21 protein-coding genes are annotated in these 22,591 nt (G+C 53.7%); 18 read left to right on the top strand and 3 right to left on the bottom strand.

Going from position 1 to position 22,591, the window contains the following annotated elements; genetic code table 11:
• Positions 1-11: 11 nt before the first annotated feature.
• Genes asnB through prsR form a run of 5 tightly spaced genes read left to right on the top strand, consistent with a single transcriptional unit; the run spans position 12 to position 7,143 of the window.
• Positions 12-1,916: an asparagine synthase (glutamine-hydrolyzing) gene (asnB, locus tag MJO47_RS13540; protein ID WP_253961645.1), complete on the top strand. Its 1,905-nt coding sequence runs from the start codon at positions 12-14 to the stop codon at positions 1,914-1,916.
• Positions 1,916-3,043: a glycosyltransferase family 2 protein gene (locus MJO47_RS13535; RefSeq protein ID WP_253961644.1), complete on the top strand. Its 1,128-nt coding sequence runs from the start codon at positions 1,916-1,918 to the stop codon at positions 3,041-3,043. The genes asnB and MJO47_RS13535 overlap by 1 nt, the downstream gene beginning before the upstream one ends.
• 19 nt (positions 3,044-3,062) lie before the next feature.
• A complete protein-coding gene (locus tag MJO47_RS13530) occupies positions 3,063-3,668 on the top strand; it encodes a YdcF family protein (protein WP_253961643.1) in 606 nt (201 codons plus the stop codon).
• Between the two features lie 31 nt (positions 3,669-3,699).
• Positions 3,700-5,733, top strand: a complete 2,034-nt coding sequence (gene prsK, locus MJO47_RS13525) for an XrtA/PEP-CTERM system histidine kinase PrsK (protein WP_253961642.1) — start codon at positions 3,700-3,702, stop codon at positions 5,731-5,733.
• 30 nt (positions 5,734-5,763) lie between these two features.
• Positions 5,764-7,143: a PEP-CTERM-box response regulator transcription factor gene (gene prsR / locus MJO47_RS13520; RefSeq protein ID WP_253961641.1), complete on the top strand. Its 1,380-nt coding sequence runs from the start codon at positions 5,764-5,766 to the stop codon at positions 7,141-7,143.
• Between the two features lie 11 nt (positions 7,144-7,154).
• Here prsR and MJO47_RS13515 read toward each other — a convergent pair whose 3' ends face one another.
• The 3 genes from MJO47_RS13515 to MJO47_RS13505 all read right to left on the bottom strand — a co-directional run bounded on the left by MJO47_RS13515 (position 7,155) and on the right by MJO47_RS13505 (position 10,941).
• The gene (locus tag MJO47_RS13515; RefSeq protein WP_253961640.1) at positions 7,155-8,882 is read right to left on the bottom strand and encodes a polysaccharide lyase; all 1,728 of its coding nucleotides are present in this window, start codon (positions 8,880-8,882) and stop codon (positions 7,155-7,157) included.
• A gap of 16 nt (positions 8,883-8,898) precedes the next feature.
• Entirely contained in the window at positions 8,899-9,771 is an 873-nt protein-coding gene (locus MJO47_RS13510; RefSeq protein WP_253961639.1) for a fibronectin type III domain-containing protein, read from the bottom strand.
• 480 nt (positions 9,772-10,251) lie between these two features.
• Positions 10,252-10,941 (bottom strand): CAAX prenyl protease-related protein, encoded by a 690-nt coding sequence (locus tag MJO47_RS13505; RefSeq protein ID WP_253961638.1) that lies wholly within the window; start codon positions 10,939-10,941, stop codon positions 10,252-10,254.
• 106 nt (positions 10,942-11,047) lie between these two features.
• Between MJO47_RS13505 and MJO47_RS13500 the strand changes: the two genes are divergently transcribed.
• The 13 genes from MJO47_RS13500 (at position 11,048) to rpsO (ending at position 22,576) form a co-directional block, all read left to right on the top strand.
• Positions 11,048-11,791 carry an RNA methyltransferase gene (locus MJO47_RS13500; protein ID WP_253961637.1) on the top strand — a complete coding sequence of 248 codons (744 nt, stop codon included), beginning with the start codon at positions 11,048-11,050 and terminating at the stop codon, positions 11,789-11,791.
• The gene (locus MJO47_RS13495) at positions 11,788-12,183 is read left to right on the top strand and encodes a hypothetical protein (protein ID WP_253961636.1); all 396 of its coding nucleotides are present in this window, start codon (positions 11,788-11,790) and stop codon (positions 12,181-12,183) included. Before MJO47_RS13500 ends, MJO47_RS13495 begins: the two co-directional genes overlap by 4 nt.
• On the top strand, positions 12,180-13,466 hold the full coding sequence (gene rlmD, locus MJO47_RS13490; protein ID WP_253961635.1) for a 23S rRNA (uracil(1939)-C(5))-methyltransferase RlmD: 1,287 nt from the start codon (positions 12,180-12,182) through the stop codon (positions 13,464-13,466). Before MJO47_RS13495 ends, rlmD begins: the two co-directional genes overlap by 4 nt.
• Positions 13,467-13,560: 94 nt before the next feature.
• Positions 13,561-14,241 (top strand): hypothetical protein, encoded by a 681-nt coding sequence (locus MJO47_RS13485; RefSeq protein WP_253961634.1) that lies wholly within the window; start codon positions 13,561-13,563, stop codon positions 14,239-14,241.
• 114 nt (positions 14,242-14,355) lie between these two features.
• Positions 14,356-14,844 (top strand): ribosome maturation factor, encoded by a 489-nt coding sequence (locus tag MJO47_RS13480; protein WP_253961633.1) that lies wholly within the window; start codon positions 14,356-14,358, stop codon positions 14,842-14,844.
• Between the two features lie 103 nt (positions 14,845-14,947).
• Positions 14,948-16,216 carry a transcription termination factor NusA gene (gene nusA / locus MJO47_RS13475; protein WP_253961632.1) on the top strand — a complete coding sequence of 423 codons (1,269 nt, stop codon included), beginning with the start codon at positions 14,948-14,950 and terminating at the stop codon, positions 16,214-16,216.
• Positions 16,217-16,221: 5 nt separating this feature from the next.
• On the top strand, positions 16,222-16,818 hold the full coding sequence (locus MJO47_RS13470) for a DUF448 domain-containing protein (RefSeq protein WP_253961631.1): 597 nt from the start codon (positions 16,222-16,224) through the stop codon (positions 16,816-16,818).
• Positions 16,818-19,661, top strand: coding sequence for a translation initiation factor IF-2 (gene infB, locus MJO47_RS13465; RefSeq protein WP_253961630.1), 2,844 nt, complete (start codon positions 16,818-16,820; stop codon positions 19,659-19,661). Before MJO47_RS13470 ends, infB begins: the two co-directional genes overlap by 1 nt.
• Before the next feature lie 15 nt (positions 19,662-19,676).
• Positions 19,677-19,967 carry a DUF503 domain-containing protein gene (locus tag MJO47_RS13460; RefSeq protein WP_253961629.1) on the top strand — a complete coding sequence of 97 codons (291 nt, stop codon included), beginning with the start codon at positions 19,677-19,679 and terminating at the stop codon, positions 19,965-19,967.
• A gap of 17 nt (positions 19,968-19,984) precedes the next feature.
• On the top strand, positions 19,985-20,362 hold the full coding sequence (locus MJO47_RS13455; protein ID WP_253961628.1) for a ribosome-binding factor A: 378 nt from the start codon (positions 19,985-19,987) through the stop codon (positions 20,360-20,362).
• The gene (locus MJO47_RS13450) at positions 20,334-21,284 is read left to right on the top strand and encodes a bifunctional oligoribonuclease/PAP phosphatase NrnA (RefSeq protein ID WP_253961627.1); all 951 of its coding nucleotides are present in this window, start codon (positions 20,334-20,336) and stop codon (positions 21,282-21,284) included. The genes MJO47_RS13455 and MJO47_RS13450 overlap by 29 nt, the downstream gene beginning before the upstream one ends.
• A gap of 5 nt (positions 21,285-21,289) precedes the next feature.
• On the top strand, positions 21,290-22,207 hold the full coding sequence (truB, locus tag MJO47_RS13445; RefSeq protein WP_253961626.1) for a tRNA pseudouridine(55) synthase TruB: 918 nt from the start codon (positions 21,290-21,292) through the stop codon (positions 22,205-22,207).
• 102 nt (positions 22,208-22,309) lie between these two features.
• Entirely contained in the window at positions 22,310-22,576 is a 267-nt protein-coding gene (gene rpsO / locus MJO47_RS13440) for a 30S ribosomal protein S15 (RefSeq protein WP_253961625.1), read from the top strand.
• Positions 22,577-22,591: the final 15 nt, after the last annotated feature.

Genomic DNA, 22,591 nt, shown 5'->3' with positions numbered 1-22,591 from the left:
AGGAACCGGTCATGTGCGGTATATTTGGCATCGTCTCCCCTGGGATTGATCAGGGCTTTCTGGAAAGAGCTACCACCACCCTGGCTCACCGGGGGCCGGACGACGCCGGATATTATCGTGACGATCATATCGGGCTGGGACATCGACGGCTGAGCATCATCGATCTGTCCGGCGGACATCAGCCGATTTTCAATGAAGACCGCACCCGGGCCATTATCTGTAACGGTGAAATCTACAATCATGAGGAAATACGGGAGCGTCTGCTGGCCCTGGGCCACCGTTTTTCCACACGCAGCGACACCGAAGTTGTTTTGCACGCTTATGAGGAATGGGGCGAAGATTGCGTCAGCCAGTTGCGGGGGATGTTTGCCTTTGCGGTGTGGGACGGTACTTCTCGTACCCTTTTTCTAGGACGGGATCGCCTCGGCATTAAGCCGCTCTTTTACAGTGACAGGGGGCGAGGCTTTTCCTTTGCTTCTGAAATGAAAGCGATCCTGGCGGATGAGAGTGTCCCCAGGGAGATTGATGAACTGGCTCTGGCCGCTTATTTCAATCTTTCCTACATTCCCGGCGAATTGACCATCTACCGCGGCATCCGCAAACTTCTTCCAGGACATACCCTGACCTTGCGCGACGGCAAGGCAACCATCAGGAAATACTGGGATCTTTATCCTTCCCCCGATTATGGCAAGAGTGAAGCAACCTTTATTGCGGGTTTTATGGACCTTCTGCAGGAGGCGGTTCGCATTCGTCTTATGAGCGAAGTGCCTTTGGGGGCTTTCCTCAGTGGAGGGGTCGATTCCAGCACCGTGGTGGCGCTGATGAGTCAGGCTCCTACGGCTCCTGTTAACACCTTCTGCATGGGTTTTGGTGGGGATGTCGGTGGCTATCTTGACGAGCGGGGGTATGCCCGGCAGGTCGCCACGCGTTACGGAGCCCAGCATCGGGAGTTTGAGGTGCAGCCCGAGGCCAGTGGGCTGGTTGAGACAATTGTCAGAGCCTTTGACGAACCCTTCGCCGACGATTCAGTCATCCCTTCGTATTTTGTCTGTAAAATCGCCAGGGAAAATGTCACCGTGGCTCTTTCAGGCCTTGGTGGAGATGAGGTTTTTGCCGGCTACGAGCGTCACCTGGGTTTTGCTTTAAGCAGTAAATACGCTCATCTGCCTGGCTTTTTACGTGAAGGGATGGTGCGCCCTCTGGTAGAAAGACTTTCGGAGCGGGCTGATGGCCACTATACGGTCAACCATATGAAGCGTTTTGTGCGTGGGGCAGGGCTGCCGCCGGGGGAGCGTTACTTCGGTTTTCTGAACAAAATGAACCCGTCGCTGCGAGATTCCTTTTTCACCGATCGCCCCCGCTTTGTCCAACACCTGGATGGATGTCGTGATCTTGTATTGGGGCACTTCCATTCGTCCAACGTCGATGGCCCGACCGATTCCCTCAACCGGGTCCTCTATTGTGACCTGAAAACCTATCTGCCCGAGGATATCCTGGCCTTGACCGACCGTCTGAGCATGCACCATGCCCTGGAAGTGCGTGTGCCTTTTCTCGACCACAAATTTCTCGAATACTGCTCCACCATTCCACCGGACCTGAAGATGAAATGGATGCGCAAAAAATATCTGCTGAAGAAGGCGGCCCGGCCTTATCTGCCAGCGGAGGTTATCGATCACCGCAAACAAGGGTTTGTCGGCCCGATGACACGCTGGCTCAAAAACGAACTCAAGCCTTTCGTGCTGGAGACTCTCTCTCCCCGAAATTTGGGTCGTCATGACCTGATAGACCAGAGTACGGTTCGTCGGGTTTTGGATGAACATTTCTCAGGCCGGGAGATTCACGATACGCTGATCTGGTCCATGGTTATTTTTCAGACATGGTTTAACCTGTACATGGGCGGGGGAGGGCAGGATTGATGATGGTGGAAGTACTCTTTTACGTTTTTCTGTTTTTCGGGCTGTACTCCTATCTGATCTATCCTCTTGTTGTATTTCTGCTGGCGGAGGCTCTGGGCCGTCCCTGGCGACAGGGCTCCGACAAGCCGTCAATCTCGATCATCATATCCGTTTACAACGAAGAGGACGTTATACGCGCCAAACTGGAAAATGCCCTCGCTCTCAACTATTCGGCAGATCGAGTGCAGATCCATGTTGTATCCGATGGCTCTACCGACAATACTCATGAGATTGTGTCCTCTTTTTCAGACCCTCGCATCACCCTGCATGCGTATGACGATCGGGCGGGCAAAACGATTTGCCTGAACCGGATCGTGCCGCAAACCGAGGGGGATATCCTTCTTTTTACCGACGCTAACTCCATGTTCCCCGCCGATCTGCTGCAAGCGGTTGCCGCCAATTTTACCGATCCCGCTATTGGCCTTGTTACCGGCTGGACCCGGTATCGCAATGCGGCTGGGGAAGAAGAGAGCGCTGGCCTGTATGCTCGTTTGGAACGATTCACCAAAGAATCGGAAAGCCGACTCGATTCCTGCGTGGGGGCGGATGGGGCCGTCTTTGCCTTGCGCCGTGAGCTGTACCAGCCCTTGCAGGAAGGGGACATCAATGATTTTGTCATCCCCCTCAACGTGGTCGCTCAACAGGGCCGGGTGGTGCTCGATCCTTTGGTCTACTGCTATGAACAGCCTTCACAAGGGCAGGGGAAAGAGTTCAAGCGGCAGATTCGCATTACCAATCGTACCCTGTGGGCGATATTTCGACATCGGCACTTTCTTGATCCCCAAAAATATGGCTGGTTTGCGTTCTTCCTCTTTTCGCATAAAGTGCTAAGGTTTCTGGTCCCTTTCTTTTTCCTTGGCACTTTGGTGACAGCTTTGACGCTCGCGGGCCACTCGGTTTTTTTCGGAGGCATGGTTGTGGCGCAGCTTCTTTTTGTCGGTTTTGGGCTGGCGGCCCTGCGTTGGCCTGCCGGAGGCCGCTTCGGGCAGCTCAGTTCTTTTTTCTTGCTGACCATTGCCGCACAGGCTCTCGGCTGGGGGCGTTTTGTGCGGGGCAAAAAAGATGTCATGTGGACCCCACAGCGGTAAGGGGCTCATCTACGCGTTTATGAAGAAATTTATTTTGATTTCAGGCCTGTTTCTTTTGACGGCTGCACCGATTGTTTTGTTGCCCCTTCTCGAAAGCTACCTGACCGTGACGCGACCACAAAACAAGACGGATGCCCTCGTCCTGATGGCGGGAAGTATCTGGGAAAGGTTACCGCCGTTGGTCGAATTGTACGAACAGGGGGTATCCGATAAGATTTTGCTCACCAATGACGGTGTACTCGGTCGTTATTCAAAGGAACATGGGCGTAATCTTTACCATGTCGAATGGGCGGAACAGGCGCTTTTGAAGCGTGGCGTAGCTGCTGAAGCCATCGTCAAATTGCCCTACTCGGCCAGTGGAACATACTATGATGCCAGCCATGCTGTGGACTATGCGCGGGCAGAGGGGATGAAATCTCTGGTCGTGGTGACCTCGGACTACCACACGCGCCGGACGTTGTGGTCTTTTAACTTCCATGCAAAAAATGAAAGTATATCCATAGGGGTCTATCCGGGCCCCAACCATAAGGGAGCTGCTTGGAATTTACACCGGCTGAAAGTTCTGCTGGGTGAGTTTGTTAAGTTGGTCTATTATCAGGTTCGCTATGGCCTGACTACGTTTTGAAGGTGCCATGGTTCTTACAGGGTCCGCAATTTTGGCTGCAGCTGTCTCACTGTTGGCGGCCCTCGTTCTGTGTTTTCCCCCCTGGCGGTCGCGAAATTCCCTGCTTCTGGCGGGTGCCCTGGTCATTAGTGCATCTCTGGAGTTCTTCCACCTTCAAACCTATCTCTTTCCAGGGGATCTTTCCTTCTGGGAAAGGGGATCACTTCTGAGCGAGGGCTTGCTGCCTTCGACCTGGATTGTTCTTACCCTTGGGATGTGTGGCTTTCCTTCTGCTGGCCCACGACGTCTGTTCAGTCTTGTGCTGCTGGCTTTGTCGTCCCTGTTCCTGCTGGCTATTCTTTTCTCATCCCCCCAACAAATGTATTTCAATCCGGATTTCTCCAAGGAGTCGGTACTGTTTCTCGGGACCCTCGGCTACTATTTTTATCTCGCCCTGGTACTCTTTCTTACCTACCCCCTTGTTTTACTCGAGAGTTTTTATTCCTCCCTTGGCCAGCAGGCTCGCTGGGTCATGAAGTTTGAACTTGTCGGCATCGGGACGATCATTGCTACTCAGCTTTTTTACTACAGCCAGGGCCTCCTCTATCGGTCGCTTGACTATTCTTTTCTGCCTGTACGTTCTTTTGGTCTTTTCCTTGGCGCTGGTCTGATCCTTTATTCTCTGAGACGAAAAAAGAAAATTCCCCAAATGGCCTTGTCGCGCCGAGTGGCTTATCGCTCGGTGGTCATACTGGTAGTCGGGATTTATTTTCTGGCTCTTGGTCTGGCCGGCGAGGGAATGCGGTATCTGGGGCCTTATTCCCAGCGCTATTTTCTCGCCATGCTGGCGCTGATCGGTGGCCTTATCCTGATTGTTCTTATCTTGTCCGAGACGATGCGTCGACGGATGAAAGTTTTTATCAGCAAAAATTTCTATCGGGACAAATACGACTATCGGGACCATTGGCTTGGCTTTACCCAGAGGCTCTCCCAAAAGGGGCTCGATGGACAAATCGAGGATGAAATTCTTGCTTTTTTTTGTGAAACGTTTTCGGTGCATGGGGCTCTGCTTTATCTGCGTTCCAACGAGAGTGACGATTTCCTGTGCGTTTCGGGATATGGGCGCTCGTGTCCATTTGAAAATCTGCCAGGCCAGAGCGAATTGATCGGTTTTCTGCGGGAACGCCGCTGGGTGTTGAATGCTGCCGAATGGGAGCTTGGTAACGATCAAAAAGTTGAGAACTTTCTTTCCGAACAGGAAATACAATTTGTTATTCCTCTTTTTGTAGGTGAACACCTGAAAGGGGTTATTTTTTTAGGGACACCTATTAACAAGGGAGAGACATTCTCCTTTGAAGACTACGATCTGATGAAAGTTATGGCGGCACAGGCGATGGCTGTTATTCACAACCAGAAACTTGCTGATCAACTCTCGCGGAATCGTGAGATGGCGGCGATGGGGAAGGTGACTGCCTTTGTCATGCACGACCTGAAAAATACCGTGTCCAACCTGGCTCTGGCCGTCGAAAACGGCCGACATTATCTGGACAATCCTGAATTCCAGCAAGATATGCTGGAGACCCTCGATAAGAGCGTAGAACGGATGAAGGGGTTGGTGGACAGACTCAAAAACCTGGAGGGCAAAAAGACCCTTGTGCTGGTCGAGGTAGATTTGTTGGAGCTGGCCGCAGGAGTGGTTGGCGATATGTCGGGCCGTGCTATTGAACTGACGGGTGCCCCGGTGAGGTGCGAAGTCGATCCGTTTGAAATGGCCCGGGTTGTTGAGAATCTTATCCTCAATGCCCTGGACGCCAGCAATGGTGAAGGTCCGGTCGAACTGGAAGTTGGTCAGGCTGGTATGGCTTATCTACGCTGTCATGATTATGGCTGCGGGATGTCGGAAGCCTTTATAAAAGAGAGGTTGTTCAAACCCTTCGAGACCACCAAGAAAAAGGGGTTTGGCATCGGCCTTTATCAGTGCCGGAATATCGTTGAGGCCCATGGTGGTCGCATAGAGGTGGAAAGTCAGGAGGGTAGGGGAACGACGTTCACCGTCTGGCTGCCCGGGTGCGCCTTGGCGGAATAATGGAATGCCCGTTTTATGGTGAGGGGTTTTATGGAAAAACTGCTGGTTATCGATGACAACAGCGAAATTTTGAAGCAGCTGCGCTGGGGGCTGGGCAAGGATTACAAGGTTTTGTTTGCGGCGGATGGCCAAGAGGCCATGGACCTGTTTGCCAAGAACGAGCCGAAAGTCGTCACGCTCGATCTGGGCCTGCCTCCTGATCCCGATGGCTCGGAGGAGGGGTTTCGCTGTCTCTCACGAATGCTGCAGCAGGCGCCGGCGACCAAAGTCATCGTTATTACCGGACGGGGCGAGCAGGAGGTGGCGCTTAAGGCCATCCAGCTGGGCGCTTATGATTTTTATCATAAGCCTATTGACCTGAACGAACTGAAAGTCATCCTTTCGCGGGCCTTTCATCTGGCGGCGCTGGAGGCTGAGAATCGGCAGCTGCAGTCGGCTCTGGTGGCAGAGCAGAATACCCAGGGCATTTTCGGCCAGTGCCCGCCCATGCAGGAGGTTTTCACCACGATTCGCAAGGTAGCCACCACCAATGTCTCGGTACTGGTGCTGGGAGAAAGCGGCACAGGCAAGGAGTTGGTGGCCAGAGCCATCCACAGCGAAAGCCTGCGCGCCAAGGCGCCTTTTATCCCCATCAACTGCGGCGCCATTCCCGAGAACCTGCTGGAGTCGGAACTCTTCGGGCATGAAAAAGGGGCTTTTACCGGCGCGCAGGGCCGGGTGCACGGCAAGGTGGAATATGCCCACGGCGGCACCCTGTTTCTGGATGAGATCGGCGAGCTGTCGGCGCCTTTGCAGGTCAAGTTGCTGCGTTTTCTTCAGGATGGCGTCATGCAGCGGGTGGGCGGCCGGGAGGATATTGCCGTCGATGTGCGGGTGATTGCCGCGACTAACGTGGATATCGAGAAAGCCATCGCCTCAGGCGCTTTCCGCGAGGATCTCTACTATCGTCTGGGGGTCATCAGCATGTCACTGCCGCCGCTGCGCGAGCGGGGGGACGATATCCTGCTGCTGGCCAACCTTTTTCTCCACCGCTATAGTGACAGTTTTCAGAAAAAAGTACGTGGATTCAACGTAGCGGCCATAAATCAGCTGCAGGCCTATGCCTGGCCGGGGAACGTGCGTGAGCTGGAGAACAAGGTGAAGCGCGCCATTATCATGACCGATGGCCCTTTGATTAACCCAGTGGATTTAGGCTTTGAGGAATCTGCGGGCAATCGGGAACCGGAAGTAAAAACGGCTGGCATGTCGTTGAAAGAGGCCAAGGATAGGGTCGAGCGGCAGATGGTGCTGGCGGCCATTGAGCAGGACCAGGGGAATATCGCCAAGGCGGCTGAAACTCTGGGTATCAGCCGCCCGACGATCTATGATCTGATGAAAAAGCATGGCCTGCATGTCAGTAGCGAGAGCTGACTTCAGTTTAATTAATTTAGGCTTCTCAGGCCACTTGCAGGCAAAAGAGAATGTGACTTATCGCCCTGTGGATTTGTGGCGAGAGTCAAGTTATCAATCCAAAAAGTCTGTTCGACAGGAGAGCCATCTCCTATCCAAGGCCCTATGACGAACTGATTAAATTTCATGTCAGGGTTTTTCCCAGTTCGAAATGTCACATTTTTATAATCAATGACTAATTGTCCGTTAAGCCAGTACTGTAAAGTCCCATCTGGTACGCCTTTGCCATTAACAATACTGTTAAGCTTCAAGTATGCCTCAACTTTATGCCATTTCCCGTTGGTAATAGTTAAGCTATTAGATTTCCATTGTTTCCAGTTGACGTAGCTAGTTCCAGATTGGTAGCAAAGGCCAGAACCATACCCATCACTGTCTCCGTTACAACCGGCCACTGATCTATTTTCTGTAATGTCAGAAAGATCTTGATTTATGCGTGTCTGGTCGATGTTTGATCCATCTTGTATCCCAATCATGGGTACATTTTCATTTTGTTCAATATATGCAGTTAATGGAGTAAAAGACAAATTAGACCAATCGCTGCTTTTGTTTGTTAAAAAGTAAAACTCATGTGGATGATATGATTTGTTTGACCCTTGCCAATTAGTACTGTATTTAACATCATAACTAACGTACACAGATTCAGACTCAGTGAATTTTTTACGCATGGACCCACCTGAAATAGGCTTAGTTTCACCTTGTTCAAATTTAAATTCGACTGATTTTGTGCTGTCAGCCGCACTTTCATATGAAGTCAGGATGGGGCTGGTGTTGTCATACCAACCTCTTGCAGCAAAACTGCTGTCTTCAAATGCTTCCTCAAAAAGGATGCCCTCCGTTAATACTGGCTCCTCTTGGGGCGTAGTTGGGACAGGGGTAGGATTTTCTACAACTAAATCACCGTCAATTGGTCCAATGTATCCATTGGTCGAAACTGCCAAGTCATCAAGCCAAACATATGCACAGCCATTATTGCTTGGCGAAGACTGGTTGCTGTACCAGATGAGCCAGCTAATACCTTTTTGGTTGTAGTTAACATCAGTCCTCTTCCAAACCAGGTTACCGTCTACCCACATTTCCCAAATGCCATCTTTACCGTTGGTATCTGATTTAAAATGTACTTCCATTGAATGCCAATTCCCATCGGAAGAAGTACCACCCATTATGTTTTCCCATCCGTAAGGCGCGGCTTGTAATGTTACTGTGCCATCCGATTGAGTGGGCATTTGAAGAAGTCGCATGTTATTGTAGCCTGAACCAAATTCCAGCGGCATACCCCCAGTCATTGTTGAATACGAATTAGGATATAGATACAGTAATTTATCCCAACCTAAACTGGACCAGGAGAATCCTTTCTCGTATTTGATATACCAGCGAAGCCAAAACTCTTTAAGTTCGCCGCCAAAGTCAACAGTATAGCTGCCTGAATAGGTGTTTATTCCATCAGCAACAGTTACCTGCAGGGCATTCCCGGACCCCAACGGATTATTGTGTGTAGAGGACATGGTTGATGTTTGATTACATGTACCAGCTACACCAGTTTGGTTGTTGTACCCAAACCCATCAGGATTTGGAGAGTAAGTGGAATAGTTAAAAGAGCTCCTGAATTCGCCATTGCTAAAAGTTATTGCAGCAATAGATAAAGACGGTATAAGTGTAAATGTAAATAAAATAGTTATTATTTTCGTATAAAAAGAACTCATTATTTTTACTCCAAAATTACTGATTGATGGTAGTAAAGCTGTGAACAACGCTTTCGGTGACGGTTACGCCATCGTCGGCCACGACTTTCCAGTAATACGTGGTGTTCGGATCGAAATCAAAGATTTCGAAAGTGCTCTCAGTCAGGTTATCCACCACATCCGTGTATTGAGGCGCAATAGACGACGGTTGATCGATATTCACCGAACCGCTGATCGCGTCATCCCCACCACCACCGCCACCGCAGCTGGCCAGCAGCATGGTGGCGCCCACCAGGGCGGGAATCACCGCTTTTCTCATTTTACGACGCTGGGGAATGGCCAGACTGAGCAACGACAGGGCGGCGATAGCCAGCAGGACTTCTTTGTTCGGATACAGAGGTTCAAAATTCACGCCGCCCACTGCGCCAGATTGAAGGGTCGGGTCGGTGCCGTAGTAGAGGGTGTAAACGACATTGCGGCCGTCAGAGGGGTCGCTCCAGTTGAATTGCACCGTTCGGGGGATGTTGCTGGCCTGGTTGGCCGGATATTGCAGGGAGGGAATGAAAGGATTTGGATCCCCAGCGCTCCAGGCAATGACGTTGGAGAAGGGGCTCTCATTGCCGGCGGCATCGTAGGCCACCACCGTAAAGTAGTAGACGACGCCTGCATCGAGGCCGCTCAGGCTCGTTGTCAGGGTGTCGCCTAAAATAACGGGCGAATCCCCTTCGATGGCCCCGGTCCCGTTGAGGGGCAGGGCTGAGGATCCTTCCTTGTAGTACATCTTGTAGCCAACAACTCCTTCGGAGGGACTGGGATCCCAGGCCAGAGTGACATCGGCGGCGAAAGAGAGAGTGGCAGTAAGCAGGCACAGCAGTAGGGTGGATAAAGAGAGGACAAGTTTCGTTTTCATTTGGGAACTCCGATCTTGCGGCCTAGGCCATTTTTCATTTAGTGACAAGATTTGGTGTGGACGTTGTTTTTCGGGCTGTCGTACCCGTCGGCGGCATACATATCAAGTTCCATGCCAGCCCGAATCGTTCAACGCCATTCCCGTTGGCTCCGGGTGGATGCAAACGAGGAGCAGGACAAATTTAAGTCGTTGAAATCGTTTCAGCGTAAAGACGTCCGAATTGAAAAGAGCAGGGTTCAAAAAGTTGTTATTTTTCGGTGAACTTCAGAGAGTATGAGTCCTTTTGGTGTCGCAATTCTGACACGAGCCTCCAAATGTTGCCAAAACACCTGTGCGCCTGCCGTTTTTCGGTTCATACGACATTTTTTGAAAATAATGGCCCCTGGAGAAATGGGGACAACAGGCTGTCATTTTAATGAGTTGGCGCGGAGGGGATGATTGTTGCAATAATGCTACAGGGGAGAGGGTTCCGGGTACCGTCTACCAGAAACGCCACTGGCCGGTTTGCAGCACGTAGATACCCAAGGCGAGGTTGGCGATGGCATGGGCCAGGATGCACTGGGCGATACTGCGGGTTTTATAGAGCAGCAGATTGAAAAGGGCACCGGCAATGATGCCGGCGATGAGGTAGTGATGTTCGAGGCCGAAAAGAACGCTGGCGATCAGGAATGAGGGCCAGGTGAAGGCGCCGATGGCGACTGTGGCGAATTGACTTTTGATGAGGTACCGGAGTAAAAAGGAGCGCCAGAAAAGCTCTTCCATGACGGGTACGACGATGACGGCGCCTGTCAGACGGCAGGCAATGAAGGCGTAGCGGTTGGCCTCCTCCGAGATCGTCTGCGGATTGAATCCTGCCGATTCTCCCGGCGAGAAGAGGCTCCAGTCCAGATGAATCCACAACGCGAAGATCAGCAGGCCGGTGAGGATGCTGAACACGGTGGTTTTAAGCTGAAGGCAGTGGCGGAAGTTTATTTCATCGTAGAATTTGCGGTAGAAGATCAGCAGGGCGCCGACGGAAAAGACTTTAAGGGCGTAGAGAGGGTAGAGGATCTGCGTGTCGAGCAGGATGAGCTGTTGGCCATGAAGGTGCCGCATCAGCTCTTCGATGCCCACGAAGACCATAAATACGGTAAAAGGAAGAACTCTGGACCAGAAGTTTTGGTTCAACACGACTTTCCGTTTTAGAGGTTGACTTGCGGTGGCAAAGAGTGACCCCTTTCCCGCCGTTCCATTGTAAAGGGCTTTGCTGGAAAATCCAGCGGGAATAAATCTGTCTATGAATCTCGATAACGTGGCGGTGGTCCTGGTCGAACCCCAGGGCGCCCTCAATATCGGCTCGGTCTGCCGGGCCATGATGAATTTCGGTTTTTCGGACCTGCGCCTAGTCCAGCCCCAGGTCGATCATCTGGCGGATGAGGCGCGTCGCATGGCCGTCAAGGCCGGCGTGCTGCTCGATGAGGCCCGAGTATTCGACAGCCTGGAGGCGGCGCTGGCCGACTGTCACTTTGCCTTGGGAACGACCCGGCGGTTCGGCAAGTATCGCGAGGATTTTCTGCACCCCGATGAAGCGGCCGACCACTTTCTGCCCCTGGCGGAGAGGGGACGAGTCGCCCTGGTTTTCGGGCGGGAGGACAAGGGGCTGCTGACCAATGAGCTGGATCTGTGCCAGCGTTTTATCACCATCCCTACCCACGACGCTTTGCCGTCGATGAACCTGGCGCAGGCTGTCTCCCTCTGTCTCTATGAAACTTCTCGCGCCCTTGGCCGCATGCAGGGGAAGGGAGCCGGCCGCAAAAAAATGGCGACGTCGAAGGTTCTGGAAGGCATGTATGCTCATCTTCGCCGCACCCTTCTCGATATCGGCTTTCTTGATCCGCAAAATCCCGACCATATTCTGCGCTCTTTTCGACGGATTTTCGGTCGCGCCGGCCTCAACGACAGGGAGGTGCGCATTCTGCACGGCTTGTGCAGGAGCATTGACTGGGTGGAAGAAGAACGAAGGAAAAAAGGAGAGAAATGAGTATATTGCTGGATCGCCAGGTATTGGAGAATGGTGTTGTCGTCGAGTTCTTTGATCGATCAAATCGCTACTTTGGCGATTATCACCGGATCTGTATCGATGTAAGTTGCCGCATCCCTCTTTCGGCTGAAATTTTCGGAACAGCCGGTGAGGCGGAGGATAAGGTTCGTAAGGCCCGGTCGGTGTTGGGTGACGAGGCCATTTATCGTCGCACTCTGGATCGCATGGGGGTGGCGGGGGCGGAGGTGGAAGAAACCCGCCAAAGAATGCTGGATGAATTTAGCCGATCCAATTTCCCTTACCTGGGATCATCCGAGTTCCCGGCCCGTTTTGTGGCGAAGGAAATGGCTGGTGCCCGTAAACCCCGCCATCTGTTTGTGCCGAAACCATGATCACTACCCTCCGCATTGATTCGCTGGCCTTTGGTGGCCGCGGCGTCGGGCGGCTGGAAGGCAAGGCCGTTTTTGTGCCCGGTACCGCGCCGGGAGATCTGGTTCGCTGCCGCACTGTCCGTGAAAAGAAGCGCTTTGCCGAGGCAGAACTGGTGGAAGTGCTGGAGCCGTCTCCGCATCGACATCAGCCCCCTTGCCCCGTGGCCCACGAGTGCGGCGGCTGTCAGTGGCAGCATCTGCCCTATGAGCAGCAACTGGTTTGGAAGGAAAAGATTTTTCGCGACCTTTTAATGCGGCAGGCGGGAATCGCGAGTGACAAGGTCCTGTCAATTGTCCCTTCCGCCAAGGAGTGGGGCTACCGCAGTCGCGTGCAGTTTAAATGCCGCATGACGGAAGAAGGTTTCGTCATGGGGTTTTATCGGGCGGGCAGTCACTATGTTGTCGATATAGCGCGCTGCCCTATTACTGACGAGCGGCTCAATGCTCTGCTGCCCGTTCTGCGTTCCCTTTTGGGGGCGTCCCCTTTCGCCAGCCTGATCCCTCAGGTCGATATGGCCGTAGGAGATGATGGGCGCTGCCGGGTTGTCCTCCATTTTATAGGATCAGATCCCGATGCCTTTCATGGCTGGCTCAAGCAGCCGGCCCATAAAGTGGAAGCCGCTCTTTTTGTGCAGTCGGGTCGTAAGGAGACCCTGCGCCAGGTCTATGGTGAAACGGATTTACACATCCAGGTGGCTGAACCTCCCCTGGCGTTGGCCTATGGCCCCGGTGGATTCGCTCAGATCAATCTGGAGCAGAACAGACGCCTGGTGATGGAGGTGCTCGCGGCTGCCGAGCTGACCGGCAGGGAGAATGTGCTGGATCTTTTTTGCGGCATGGGGAACTTTTCCCTGCCTCTGGCCCGTCGGGCGGCTTCGGTGACCGGCGTTGAGGACTTTGAGCCTTCCATTGAGAAAGCGCGTCAAAACGCTCGGGACAACGGTATTGCCAATGCTCATTTCCTGGCTCGGCCAGCCGAAGGAGCGCTCCATGACTTGTCACAAAAAGCCCCTATTGACCTGGTCCTGCTCGACCCACCGCGCACCGGCGCCTATGGTGTGGTTAAAGAACTCGTTGCTGCCGTGGTGCCTCGAATTCTCTACATTTCATGTGACCCCTCAACCCTGGCCAGGGACCTGCAGCCCCTGATTCATCAGGGCTATGACTTGGCCTGGTCGCGACCCTTTGATCTTTTTCCGCAGACCTTTCATACGGAAAGTCTGACTCTTTTGCTGAAAGAGTAACGGGTGGGGTGCCGTAAGTCTCGACGCTGGCATTCAGGGCACCTTGTGGTATAAAAAAAAGAAATGTTCTTAATTTCCAACCTTGGAGATCATTATGCCGAAACTGAGGATTGTGTTTGGTCTGGTGGTGTTTTTGCTGGTTTGTGGCTGCACGCAGGATTACCGCGCCAGTATCGCCAGTGACATGAGAACCCTCGCCCTGTCTGACGATATGGTTTTGGGGATCCGTCTGCCGGGGGATAACTGGCAGATATCGTCGGAACCGCCGATGACTCTGGTCGAAGAGATGGCCGAACACATCGAGCATGAGTTGGAAGAAAAGGGGCAGCTGGCCAACCCTCCGACCAGAGAACAATTGAAAAATGCCGCTTTGAAAAAGTTGCAGTCCGATGAAGGGTATGTCTTTAATCCGGCCACTGGGGCCCACCTCGACGTCGATATCAGTCGTCTGGGCGAGGGTGATGTGGCTCCTTCCGCTCGTGGTGTCGAAAACTCCGCCCGCTATGCCGTAAGCTCCCTTGAGGGGGACGAAGGAGTCAGCGCTGTGGTGGCCCAGGTTGAAAAAGCGCGGCTGGCCGGTGCTCAATATGCCTGGCGTATTTCTGCGGACTACAAAATGCACGAAGAACCGCGCCGATTTGTGGGTATTGTGGCCTTTGCCTCTCCCTATTGGGTGTACCTGTACTACACCGATCCCCTGAAAAATGATACGGATTATGGTGAGATGGAAGAGATGCTCCGGTCCGCTGTTCTGGGCTTTAAGGCGACCCCCTGATGTAAATAGTGGTTGCAATTTCCATCTGTTCGTGTTAGGAACATGTTGTTTAATTTGTTCACAGTAAAAAGTGAGCTTCACCGCTCACTTTTTTTGTTTTTCGGAGCTTGACCTATGGTGCAGGAAACAACTCTCGCTCGCGTACAACAATTGGCCGAACCTATTCTGGCCGATTTTGGGCTGGAGATGGTTGATGTCGAATTCAAGCGCGAAGGAAGAGACTGGTTTCTTCGGTTTTTTATCGACAAGGAAGGCGGCGTCACTCTCGATGATTGCGCCGATTTCAGCCGGGAAATTGGGGCTGTTCTTGAGATCGAAGATGTGATCGATGTGGCCTATCGGCTCGAAGTTTCATCGCCCGGACTCGATCGGCCCTTGAAGAAGCCGCAGGATTATGAGCGCTACCGGGGGCGACTGGTCAAAGTCAAAACCTACGAGAAGCTGGACCCGGACGGTCGCGGGCACGAACGCAAGACCTTCGAGGGGGAATTGCTGGGTCTTGAAGAGGGCCGGGTTCGCATCCGACAAACCGATAAGAAGGGTGGCATCGTCGAGATTGGCCTGGATGCCATTGCCAAGGCCAATCTGGAAATAGAATTCTGAGCCTTAAAAGGGCTTGAGGTAAAATTGATAATCGACACGCCAGGGCGAACAGGTCAACTTCGCTGCTGCCGGCGGCGAGAAGAATATACAGGGAGATGTCTGGATGGTTACAAATCTTAATCACATCATTGATCAGGTTGTTAAGGACAAGGGGGTGGACAGGGCCATTCTGGTTGAAGCCCTTGAGTCGGCTGTGCTTTCCGCCGCCAACAAGAAGTACCGTAACACCCGTGATCTTGAAGCACACTATAATGACGAAATGGGCGAAGTTGAACTCTTCGAGTTTGTCACGGTCGTCGAGGATGTGCAGGACTCCTATAAGGAAATCTCCGTGGAGGAGGCCCGTGAAATTGACCCCGAGGTGGAAGTCGGAGACTCCCTCGGGATGAAAATGGACGCCAGTAACTTTAGCCGCATTGCTGCCCAGACGGCCAAGCAGGTGATCATTCAGAAGGTGCGGGAAGCCGAGCGGGAAGGGGTCTATAACGAATTCAAGGACAGGGTCGGTGAACTGCTCAACGGCATTGTCCGTCGGTACGAGCGAGGCGATCTGATTGTCGACCTTGGCCGCGCCGAAGCTCTGCTCCCCCACCGTGAGCAGGTTCCCCGTGAAAATTACCGCCAGGGGGATCGGGTTCGCGCCTATGTCTCTGAAGTCAAGATGTCTCCGAAGGGGCCCCAGATTATCCTGTCCCGCACCCATCCCGGTGTGGTCTCCGCGCTCTTTCAGGTTGAAGTGCCAGAGATCTATGAAGGGATTGTGGAGATCAAGGCCGCTGCCCGCGAACCCGGCAGCCGAGCTAAGATCGCCGTCGTCTCCCATGATCCTGATGTCGACCCCGTCGGGGCCTGTGTCGGGATGCGGGGATCCCGCGTTCAGAATGTCGTCTCTGAGCTGCGCGGTGAAAAAATCGACATCATCCCCTGGTCTCCCGATATTGCCCGATTTGCCTGCGCGGCCCTGGCACCTGCCGAAGTAACCCGTGTGTACGTCGATAATGAAGAGCAGGCTTTGGAGATTATCGTGCCCGATGATCAATTGTCCCTTGCTATCGGCAAAAAAGGACAGAACGTCCGTCTTGCTGCCAAGCTGACGGGCTGGAAGATCGATATCAAGAGTGAATCGCGGGCAGCCGAAGCAGAGATGGAGGAGCTGGCCGGTGAGGCCGATGAGGATAGCGCCGGAAGGCCCTCATCTTCGGTGTCTCTGGGGTATGATTCTCTGTCCAGGGATGAGCTTTACGAATTGGCCAAACAGCATAACATTCCCGGGCGCAGTTCCATGAACAAGGACGAGCTTGTTGCCGCTCTTAAAGGCCTTTCCGCTGAGTTGGAAGCGCCTGATGAGGACTTGGAAGAAGGGGGAGAGTAGCCCGATTGGCTGCCAGCAGTCACAAAACCGAGAGGACGTGCCTCGGTTGTCGCGAAACCTTTGACCCGCAGCAACTGGTACGGTACGTTGTAAGTCCTCAAGGCGAGGTTCTGGTGGACTACCGGAAGAGGCTGCCCGGCAGAGGAGCCTATACCTGTCTGAATCGACAGTGTATTGCGGACGCGGTGAAAAAACGCCAATTTAGTCGCGCTTTTCGAGGTAAGGCGGAAGATGTTTCCGCTGAGGCGCTGACGGAATCGTTGGTGACCGAAATCGGAAGCCGCATTCTTTCTCTGGTTGGAATGGCTCGTAAGTCAGGTTGTTTGGTGTCCGGCAGCAATTTGGTTCTGACGGCACTGTCATCACCTGATTCCTTTCGATCCGTTATCCTCGCTGCCGATATTTCTGATGGGATTGGGGATAAGATCAGAAGCAAGGCCGGTCATCTTGGGGTTCCCTGCTTCACCTTCTCTGACAAGGAAGAATTGGGGCATCTGCTCGGCAAGGAAGAACGGAGCGTGGTCGGGATCAAACCCGGAGGGCTGGCAAACTCGATTATTGAGGAACTATCACGATATAAGCACATCGCAGGGGAGTTTTGATGGGAAAGACAAGGGTATACGAACTGGCACAGAAACTCGGGCTCGAAAACAAAGATCTTCTGGAACGCCTTCAGGAAGCGGGGATTGACGCAAAAACCCACATGAGCGTTCTCGAGGAAGATGACGTCCGCAAGTTTGAGGCGGCCTCCACTCCTGCTGTCGAAAAGATCGAAGAAGAGAGGATCACGCCGGGGATTATTCGGCGTCGTCGCAAGGAGGTTCCTCCCGCGGCCACAGCGACTGGCGCTGAAGAGCCATCATCCCCTGAAAAGGCTGAGGAAGCTGCTGCTCTCCCTGAGGAGAAGATCACCAAAGCCCCCGACGAGACTCCGGTGAGTGTGGCGAAGGCGGATGAGCCGATTGTGCCTGCAAAGGGCAAAGCCGCTGATAAAAAGGGTGAGGAAACACCAGTGAAGGCGGCGACTGCCGAAAAGGTTGTGACTGAAACTGCCGTTGAGGAACCTGCACCCAAAGCAGCCGCTCCGGCACCAAAAGCTGCACCTGAAATAACCGCCAAGGTAGAGGAAGAGCCTGGCAAGACTCCCCCTGCCGCGCCTTCTGCCAAGGAAGAAACCCCTGCTGAAGAAAAACCCGTTTCTGCTCCCAAGGCCACCAAGCCGACGGCTTCCCGGGCTAAGATTCTTGGGCGTGTCGAACTGCCGAGACAGGCTCCGCCGCAACAGCAAGGGCGGCGCGCTGAGACGCCCGCTGCCCATCGTGGCGAAGGCGGTGCTCCCAGACGTCCTGAGGCTGGCGCTGGTGCTCCTGACCGGGGAGCTCCGCGCCGTGAAGCCGGTGCGCCGACCAAACGGCGCGGAGACATGGGTGCCGGCCGTCCTTCTGCACCCACGTTGCCGCCACCTTCCCTGGGTGAGCCCTTTGCCGGTAAAGAAGTGCGCGGCGGCAAAAAGAAGAAGAAGGGAAAAGGGGCCGATTACAGTGAATCTCAGGGGGATGGACTGCGCCGTAAGGGGCGTCGCGAAATCTTCGAGCCCGATCACGCTGATCGGACTCGTAGGGGGCGCAAAGCGGCGAAGCCGGTCAAAAGGACTGAAATTACCGTATCCAAGGCCATCAAACGGATCATCAAGATCAGCGATGTCATCACTGTCGGCGAACTCGCCAAGCGCATGGGAATCAAGGCGAACGACCTTATCCGTGAATTGATGCGCCAGGGGACGATGGTGACGATCAATCATCCTCTCGATTTTGATACGGCTGCCATTCTCGCCTCCGAATTCAATTACGAAGTCGAGAACGTCGCTTTTGATGAAGAGACCGTTCTTGAGCATGCCGGGATCAAGGAAGGCGAAAAAGAGAAGCCTGAAGATCTTAAAAGCCGTCCCCCCGTGGTGACGATCATGGGTCACGTCGATCATGGTAAAACCAGTCTTCTTGACGCCATCCGGGCGACCAACGTAACGGAAGGCGAGGCTGGCGGCATTACCCAGCATATCGGCGCTTACGATGTTGAGCTTGACGGCCGGAAAATCAGTTTCCTCGACACCCCCGGCCACGAAGCCTTTACGGCCATGCGTGCCCGTGGGGCCAAGGTAACGGATATCGTTATCCTCGTCGTTGCTGCCGATGACGGCGTCATGCCACAGACCAAGGAAGCGATCAATCACTCCAAGGCGGCTGAGGTTCCCATTATTGTCGCCATCAACAAGATGGATAAGCCGGACGCTAACCCGGATCGCGTCAAGCAGGAACTCACCGAGTTCGGCCTTGTCCCGGAAAGCTGGGGTGGAGAGACGATCTTTGTGGAGGTCAGCGCCAAGCAGCGTCTTAACATCGATCAACTGCTGGAGATGATCCTTCTGCAGGCTGAGGTGATGGATCTCAAAGCGAATCCTGACAAACACGCTAAAGGAGCCATTGTCGAAGCCCGTCTCGACAAAGGCCGGGGGCCTGTGGCGACGGTGCTCGTTCAGGAGGGAACCCTGCGCATTGGTGATCCCATTGTCAGCGGTGTTCATTTCGGCCGAGTGAGAACCATGACCGACGACCGCGGTGGCCGCGTTACTGAAGCCGGGCCTTCTGTACCTGTCGAGGTTACCGGGCTTTCCGGCGTTCCCGATGCCGGCGATACGTTCCATGCCGTCGATGACGAAAAGACCGCCAAGGATGTTGCCCAGCATCGCCAGCAGAAGCTTCGAGAGGCGGAACTCGCCAAAACGAGCAAGATTTCTCTGGAGCAGCTGTATGCCCGAATCCAGCAGGGGGATGTCAAGGAACTCAAAGTCATTATCAAGGGTGACGTTCAGGGCTCCGTTGAGGCGGTCAAGGACTCTCTTCTCAAGCTGTCCACGGATGCCTGCCGTCTGCTCGTCATTCACACCGGCGTAGGCGGCATCACCGAAAGCGATGTCACTTTGGCCACCGCGTCAGACGCCATCGTGCTTGGATTCAATGTGCGTCCCGAAGCCAAGGCGACCTCGTTGGCCGAAGCGGAAGGGGTCGATATCCGCCTTTACAATATTATTTATGACGCTGTCGCCGATATTCGTGACGCCATGGAAGGTCTGCTGGCGCCGACCTTCCGCGAAAAGCATCTGGGGCGCGCCGAGGTCAGAGAGACATTTTCCATCTCCAAGGTCGGCACCATTGCCGGCTGCTATGTGGTGGACGGCAAGATTCTTCGGTCCTCCCAGGTTCGTCTCGTTCGCGACAGTGTTGTTGTCTGGGAAGGCAAGCTGAGCTCCCTGAAGCGTTTCAAAGACGATGTCAAAGAGGTGGCCACGGGCTATGAATGCGGCATTAGTCTTGAGAATTACAATGATATCAAGGTCGGGGACTTCATAGAGGCCTTCGAGATGGAAGCTATCAAGACCACCCTTTAAAAAAGGGCCTAAATCATGGTTGTCGGCATTATGAGGCTCGATCTTCATTTGCATGCCCCACAGAATCTCAAGGAAAAGCGCAGTGTAGTCAAACGGATTATCGGCCGCTGCCGCGAGAGATTCCCGGTGTCCGCAGCCGAGGTGGGCAGTCAGGACCTTTGGCAGCGGGCCGAGGTGGGGTTCTGCATGGTCGCGACCAGCGAGGCTGATATCCAGACCGTGTTCAGTCACATCGAAGACGAAATTGAGCGTCTGGCCTTGGCCGATGTGCTCGACCAGGACACGGAATTCTTGCACTACTCATAAATAGAAGGCTTTATTAAGTGGATTCGAAACGCACACAACGAGTTGGAGAGGAAATCCAAAAAGAAATCTCTTCACTCCTGCTCAACGGACTTAAAGATCCTCGCATCGGCTTTGTCACGATTACCAACGTCGATGTCACAGCGGATCTCCAGATTGCCAAGGTCTATTTTACGGTGCTGGGCGACGAAGCGGCCCGCAAGAATTCGGAAAAAGGCTTAAACAGCTCTATCCCCTTTATTCGCCGTGAACTTGGCAAACGTTTGCGTCTGCGTCACGTGCCCGACATCGTTCTCAAGTACGATACCAGCCTGGAATATGGCAATCGCATCGAGACCCTGTTGAAAGACATTCACTCCGAAAGCGCCGATGATCACGAAAATCAGCAGGATAATTGAAGAAAACAAACGTTTCCTGGTCGCCTCCCACGAAAGTCCCGACGGGGATGCGATGGCTTCGACCCTGGCTCTGACCAACGCCCTTCTTGAAATGGGCAAAGAGGTGGTCGCTTATAATCGCGACACTGTCCCTACCGATTTCACCTTCCTGCCTGGCGCTGAAAGGATTGTCCAGCATCTGGACGGCCTTGAACCTTTTGACGTCGGGTTTGTGCTGGATGCCGGTGAACTGCGCCGAGCCGGGTCTCACCTGAAAGAGTGCTGTACTACCCTGGTCAATATCGATCATCACCCTTTTTCCGAAAATTTCGGCTCGGTGTATTTTGTCGATGAAGCGGCCAGTGCCACTGGCGCCCTGATTTACCGCATTCTCAAAGGGATGGAACATCCCATTTCCTCGCCGGTCGCTCTCTGTATTTATACCGCCATCCTGGCCGACACGGGTTCCTTTCGTTATTCCAATGCCGATCCGGAAGCTTTTTCCATTGCGGCTGAAATGGTCGCGACCGGAGTTTCTCCCTGGGATGTCGCTTCCGGCCTGTATGAAAGCCAGGACGAAAAGAGACTTCGCCTGCTCGGTTCGGTACTGAATACCCTGACGGTTTCTTGCTGCGGACGCTATGCTTCGGTAACGGCAACCCTGGACATGATGGCCACTACGAAAACCGGTCCGGAATATACTGACGGTTTCATTAATTATCCACGCTCCATTCGGGGTGTCGAAGTCGCTCTTTTCTTCCGCGAAGTTTCTCCGGACCATTACAAGGTGGGATTTCGCTCCAAGGGGAGAGTCGATGTCGGCGCCCTGGCCAGGGAACTGGGGGGCGGGGGGCACCATAATGCCTCCGGCGCCACGGTGCAGGGAGCTATTGAGGACGTTCGCCTGAGTGTTTTTACCCGCCTGGACTCTCTCCTCGTTTGACATCCATGCATGGTCTTCTGATTATTGACAAGCCCCAGGGCCTGACCTCCCATGACGTGGTCCGGCGAGTTCGGCGACTTTTTCGCACGAAGCGGGTCGGCCATACTGGCACCCTTGATCCCATGGCTACCGGTGTGTTGCCCGTCGCCATCGGCGAAGGGACTAAACTCGTTCAGTTTCTCATGGCCGGTGCAAAAAGTTATCGCGCCACGCTTAAACTGGGGGAAACAACCGATACCTACGATGCCGAAGGGACGATTCTGCAGCGCCGGCCCCTGCCTCCCCTTACTTCGGACGACATTGTTCGCTGTTGCCAGAAGTTTATCGGTGACATTCAGCAGACTCCTCCTATGTTCTCGGCCATCAAAAAGAACGGCATCCCTCTTCATCAACTGGCCCGACAAGGGATCGAGGTGGAGCGGGAGCCGAGAAATGTCGAGATTTCACGGATTGAAGTGTTGGAGGTAAGCCTGCCTTATGTTACCCTCGAGGTCGATTGCGGAAAAGGCACCTATATCCGATCTCTGGCTCATGATCTCGGCGAGGAACTCGGCACGGGGGCTCATCTGACGGCCTTGCGTCGTACGCGCAACGGGTTTTTTGATGAAGCGGACGCCGTTCCTCTCGATCGGTTGGAGAGCATGCCCGTCACTGACATCCCGCTGCTTTCTCCGCTTGAAGCCATGAAAGGGTTTGCCCTGCTGCCGGTCTCCATCGATGCCGCCCGCGCCCTGAAGTTCGGTATTCCTCCTGCACTGGAGGCCATTGAAGGGCCATGCTCGATCGCCGAGGGAGATACCGCAGGTCTTATTTACGATGGACGTCTTTTGGCCGTAGTTCAATTCGCCCCGGGAAGACAAAAGGAGCGCCGGGGGGATTTCGAGTTGCTGCGGGTGATGATTCCGGGAGATGGGGATGATTAAGCCTTTACACCTCTCCGGTTTTTATGGTACAAAGTCCGATGTTTTTGAACCAGCTAATAGACTGGTATATTCCAGAAGAAGAGTTTGAAAGGAGGTGGCAAGGTGTTAGCCACGGAACGCAAGCAGGAAATCATTGACAAATTCAAGACCCACGAAGGTGATACCGGTTCCCCGGAAGTACAGATCGCCCTTCTCTCTGAGCGGATTACTTATCTGACCGAGCATTTCCGCACACACAAGAAGGACCATCACTCCCGGCGTGGACTGCTCAAAATCGTAGGGCAACGGCGTCGGCTTCTCGATTATTTGAAAAAGAAGGACGTCGACCGGTATCGCACGGTCATCAAAGAATTGGGAATCCGCAGGTAATACAGGGCAGCACGC

Source organism: Desulfuromonas sp. KJ2020 (genome assembly GCF_024197615.1).
In the GTDB taxonomy this organism is placed as follows: domain Bacteria; phylum Desulfobacterota; class Desulfuromonadia; order Desulfuromonadales; family SZUA-540; genus SZUA-540.
Note: the sequence above shows the minus strand (reverse complement) of the source record. Positions and strands in the feature narration are given on the sequence as shown.

Coding starts and splice junctions, on each gene's coding strand:
- asnB (WP_253961645.1), top strand. CDS start 12: ATGTGCGGTATATTTGGCATCGTCTCCCCTGGGATTGATCAGGGCTTT.
- MJO47_RS13535 (WP_253961644.1), top strand. CDS start 1,916: ATGATGGTGGAAGTACTCTTTTACGTTTTTCTGTTTTTCGGGCTGTAC.
- MJO47_RS13530 (WP_253961643.1), top strand. CDS start 3,063: ATGAAGAAATTTATTTTGATTTCAGGCCTGTTTCTTTTGACGGCTGCA.
- prsR (WP_253961641.1), top strand. CDS start 5,764: ATGGAAAAACTGCTGGTTATCGATGACAACAGCGAAATTTTGAAGCAG.
- MJO47_RS13515 (WP_253961640.1), bottom strand. CDS start 8,882: ATGAGTTCTTTTTATACGAAAATAATAACTATTTTATTTACATTTACA.
- MJO47_RS13510 (WP_253961639.1), bottom strand. CDS start 9,771: ATGAAAACGAAACTTGTCCTCTCTTTATCCACCCTACTGCTGTGCCTG.
- MJO47_RS13500 (WP_253961637.1), top strand. CDS start 11,048: ATGAATCTCGATAACGTGGCGGTGGTCCTGGTCGAACCCCAGGGCGCC.
- MJO47_RS13495 (WP_253961636.1), top strand. CDS start 11,788: ATGAGTATATTGCTGGATCGCCAGGTATTGGAGAATGGTGTTGTCGTC.
- rlmD (WP_253961635.1), top strand. CDS start 12,180: ATGATCACTACCCTCCGCATTGATTCGCTGGCCTTTGGTGGCCGCGGC.
- MJO47_RS13485 (WP_253961634.1), top strand. CDS start 13,561: ATGCCGAAACTGAGGATTGTGTTTGGTCTGGTGGTGTTTTTGCTGGTT.
- MJO47_RS13480 (WP_253961633.1), top strand. CDS start 14,356: ATGGTGCAGGAAACAACTCTCGCTCGCGTACAACAATTGGCCGAACCT.
- nusA (WP_253961632.1), top strand. CDS start 14,948: ATGGTTACAAATCTTAATCACATCATTGATCAGGTTGTTAAGGACAAG.
- infB (WP_253961630.1), top strand. CDS start 16,818: ATGGGAAAGACAAGGGTATACGAACTGGCACAGAAACTCGGGCTCGAA.
- MJO47_RS13460 (WP_253961629.1), top strand. CDS start 19,677: ATGGTTGTCGGCATTATGAGGCTCGATCTTCATTTGCATGCCCCACAG.
- MJO47_RS13450 (WP_253961627.1), top strand. CDS start 20,334: ATGATCACGAAAATCAGCAGGATAATTGAAGAAAACAAACGTTTCCTG.
- truB (WP_253961626.1), top strand. CDS start 21,290: ATGCATGGTCTTCTGATTATTGACAAGCCCCAGGGCCTGACCTCCCAT.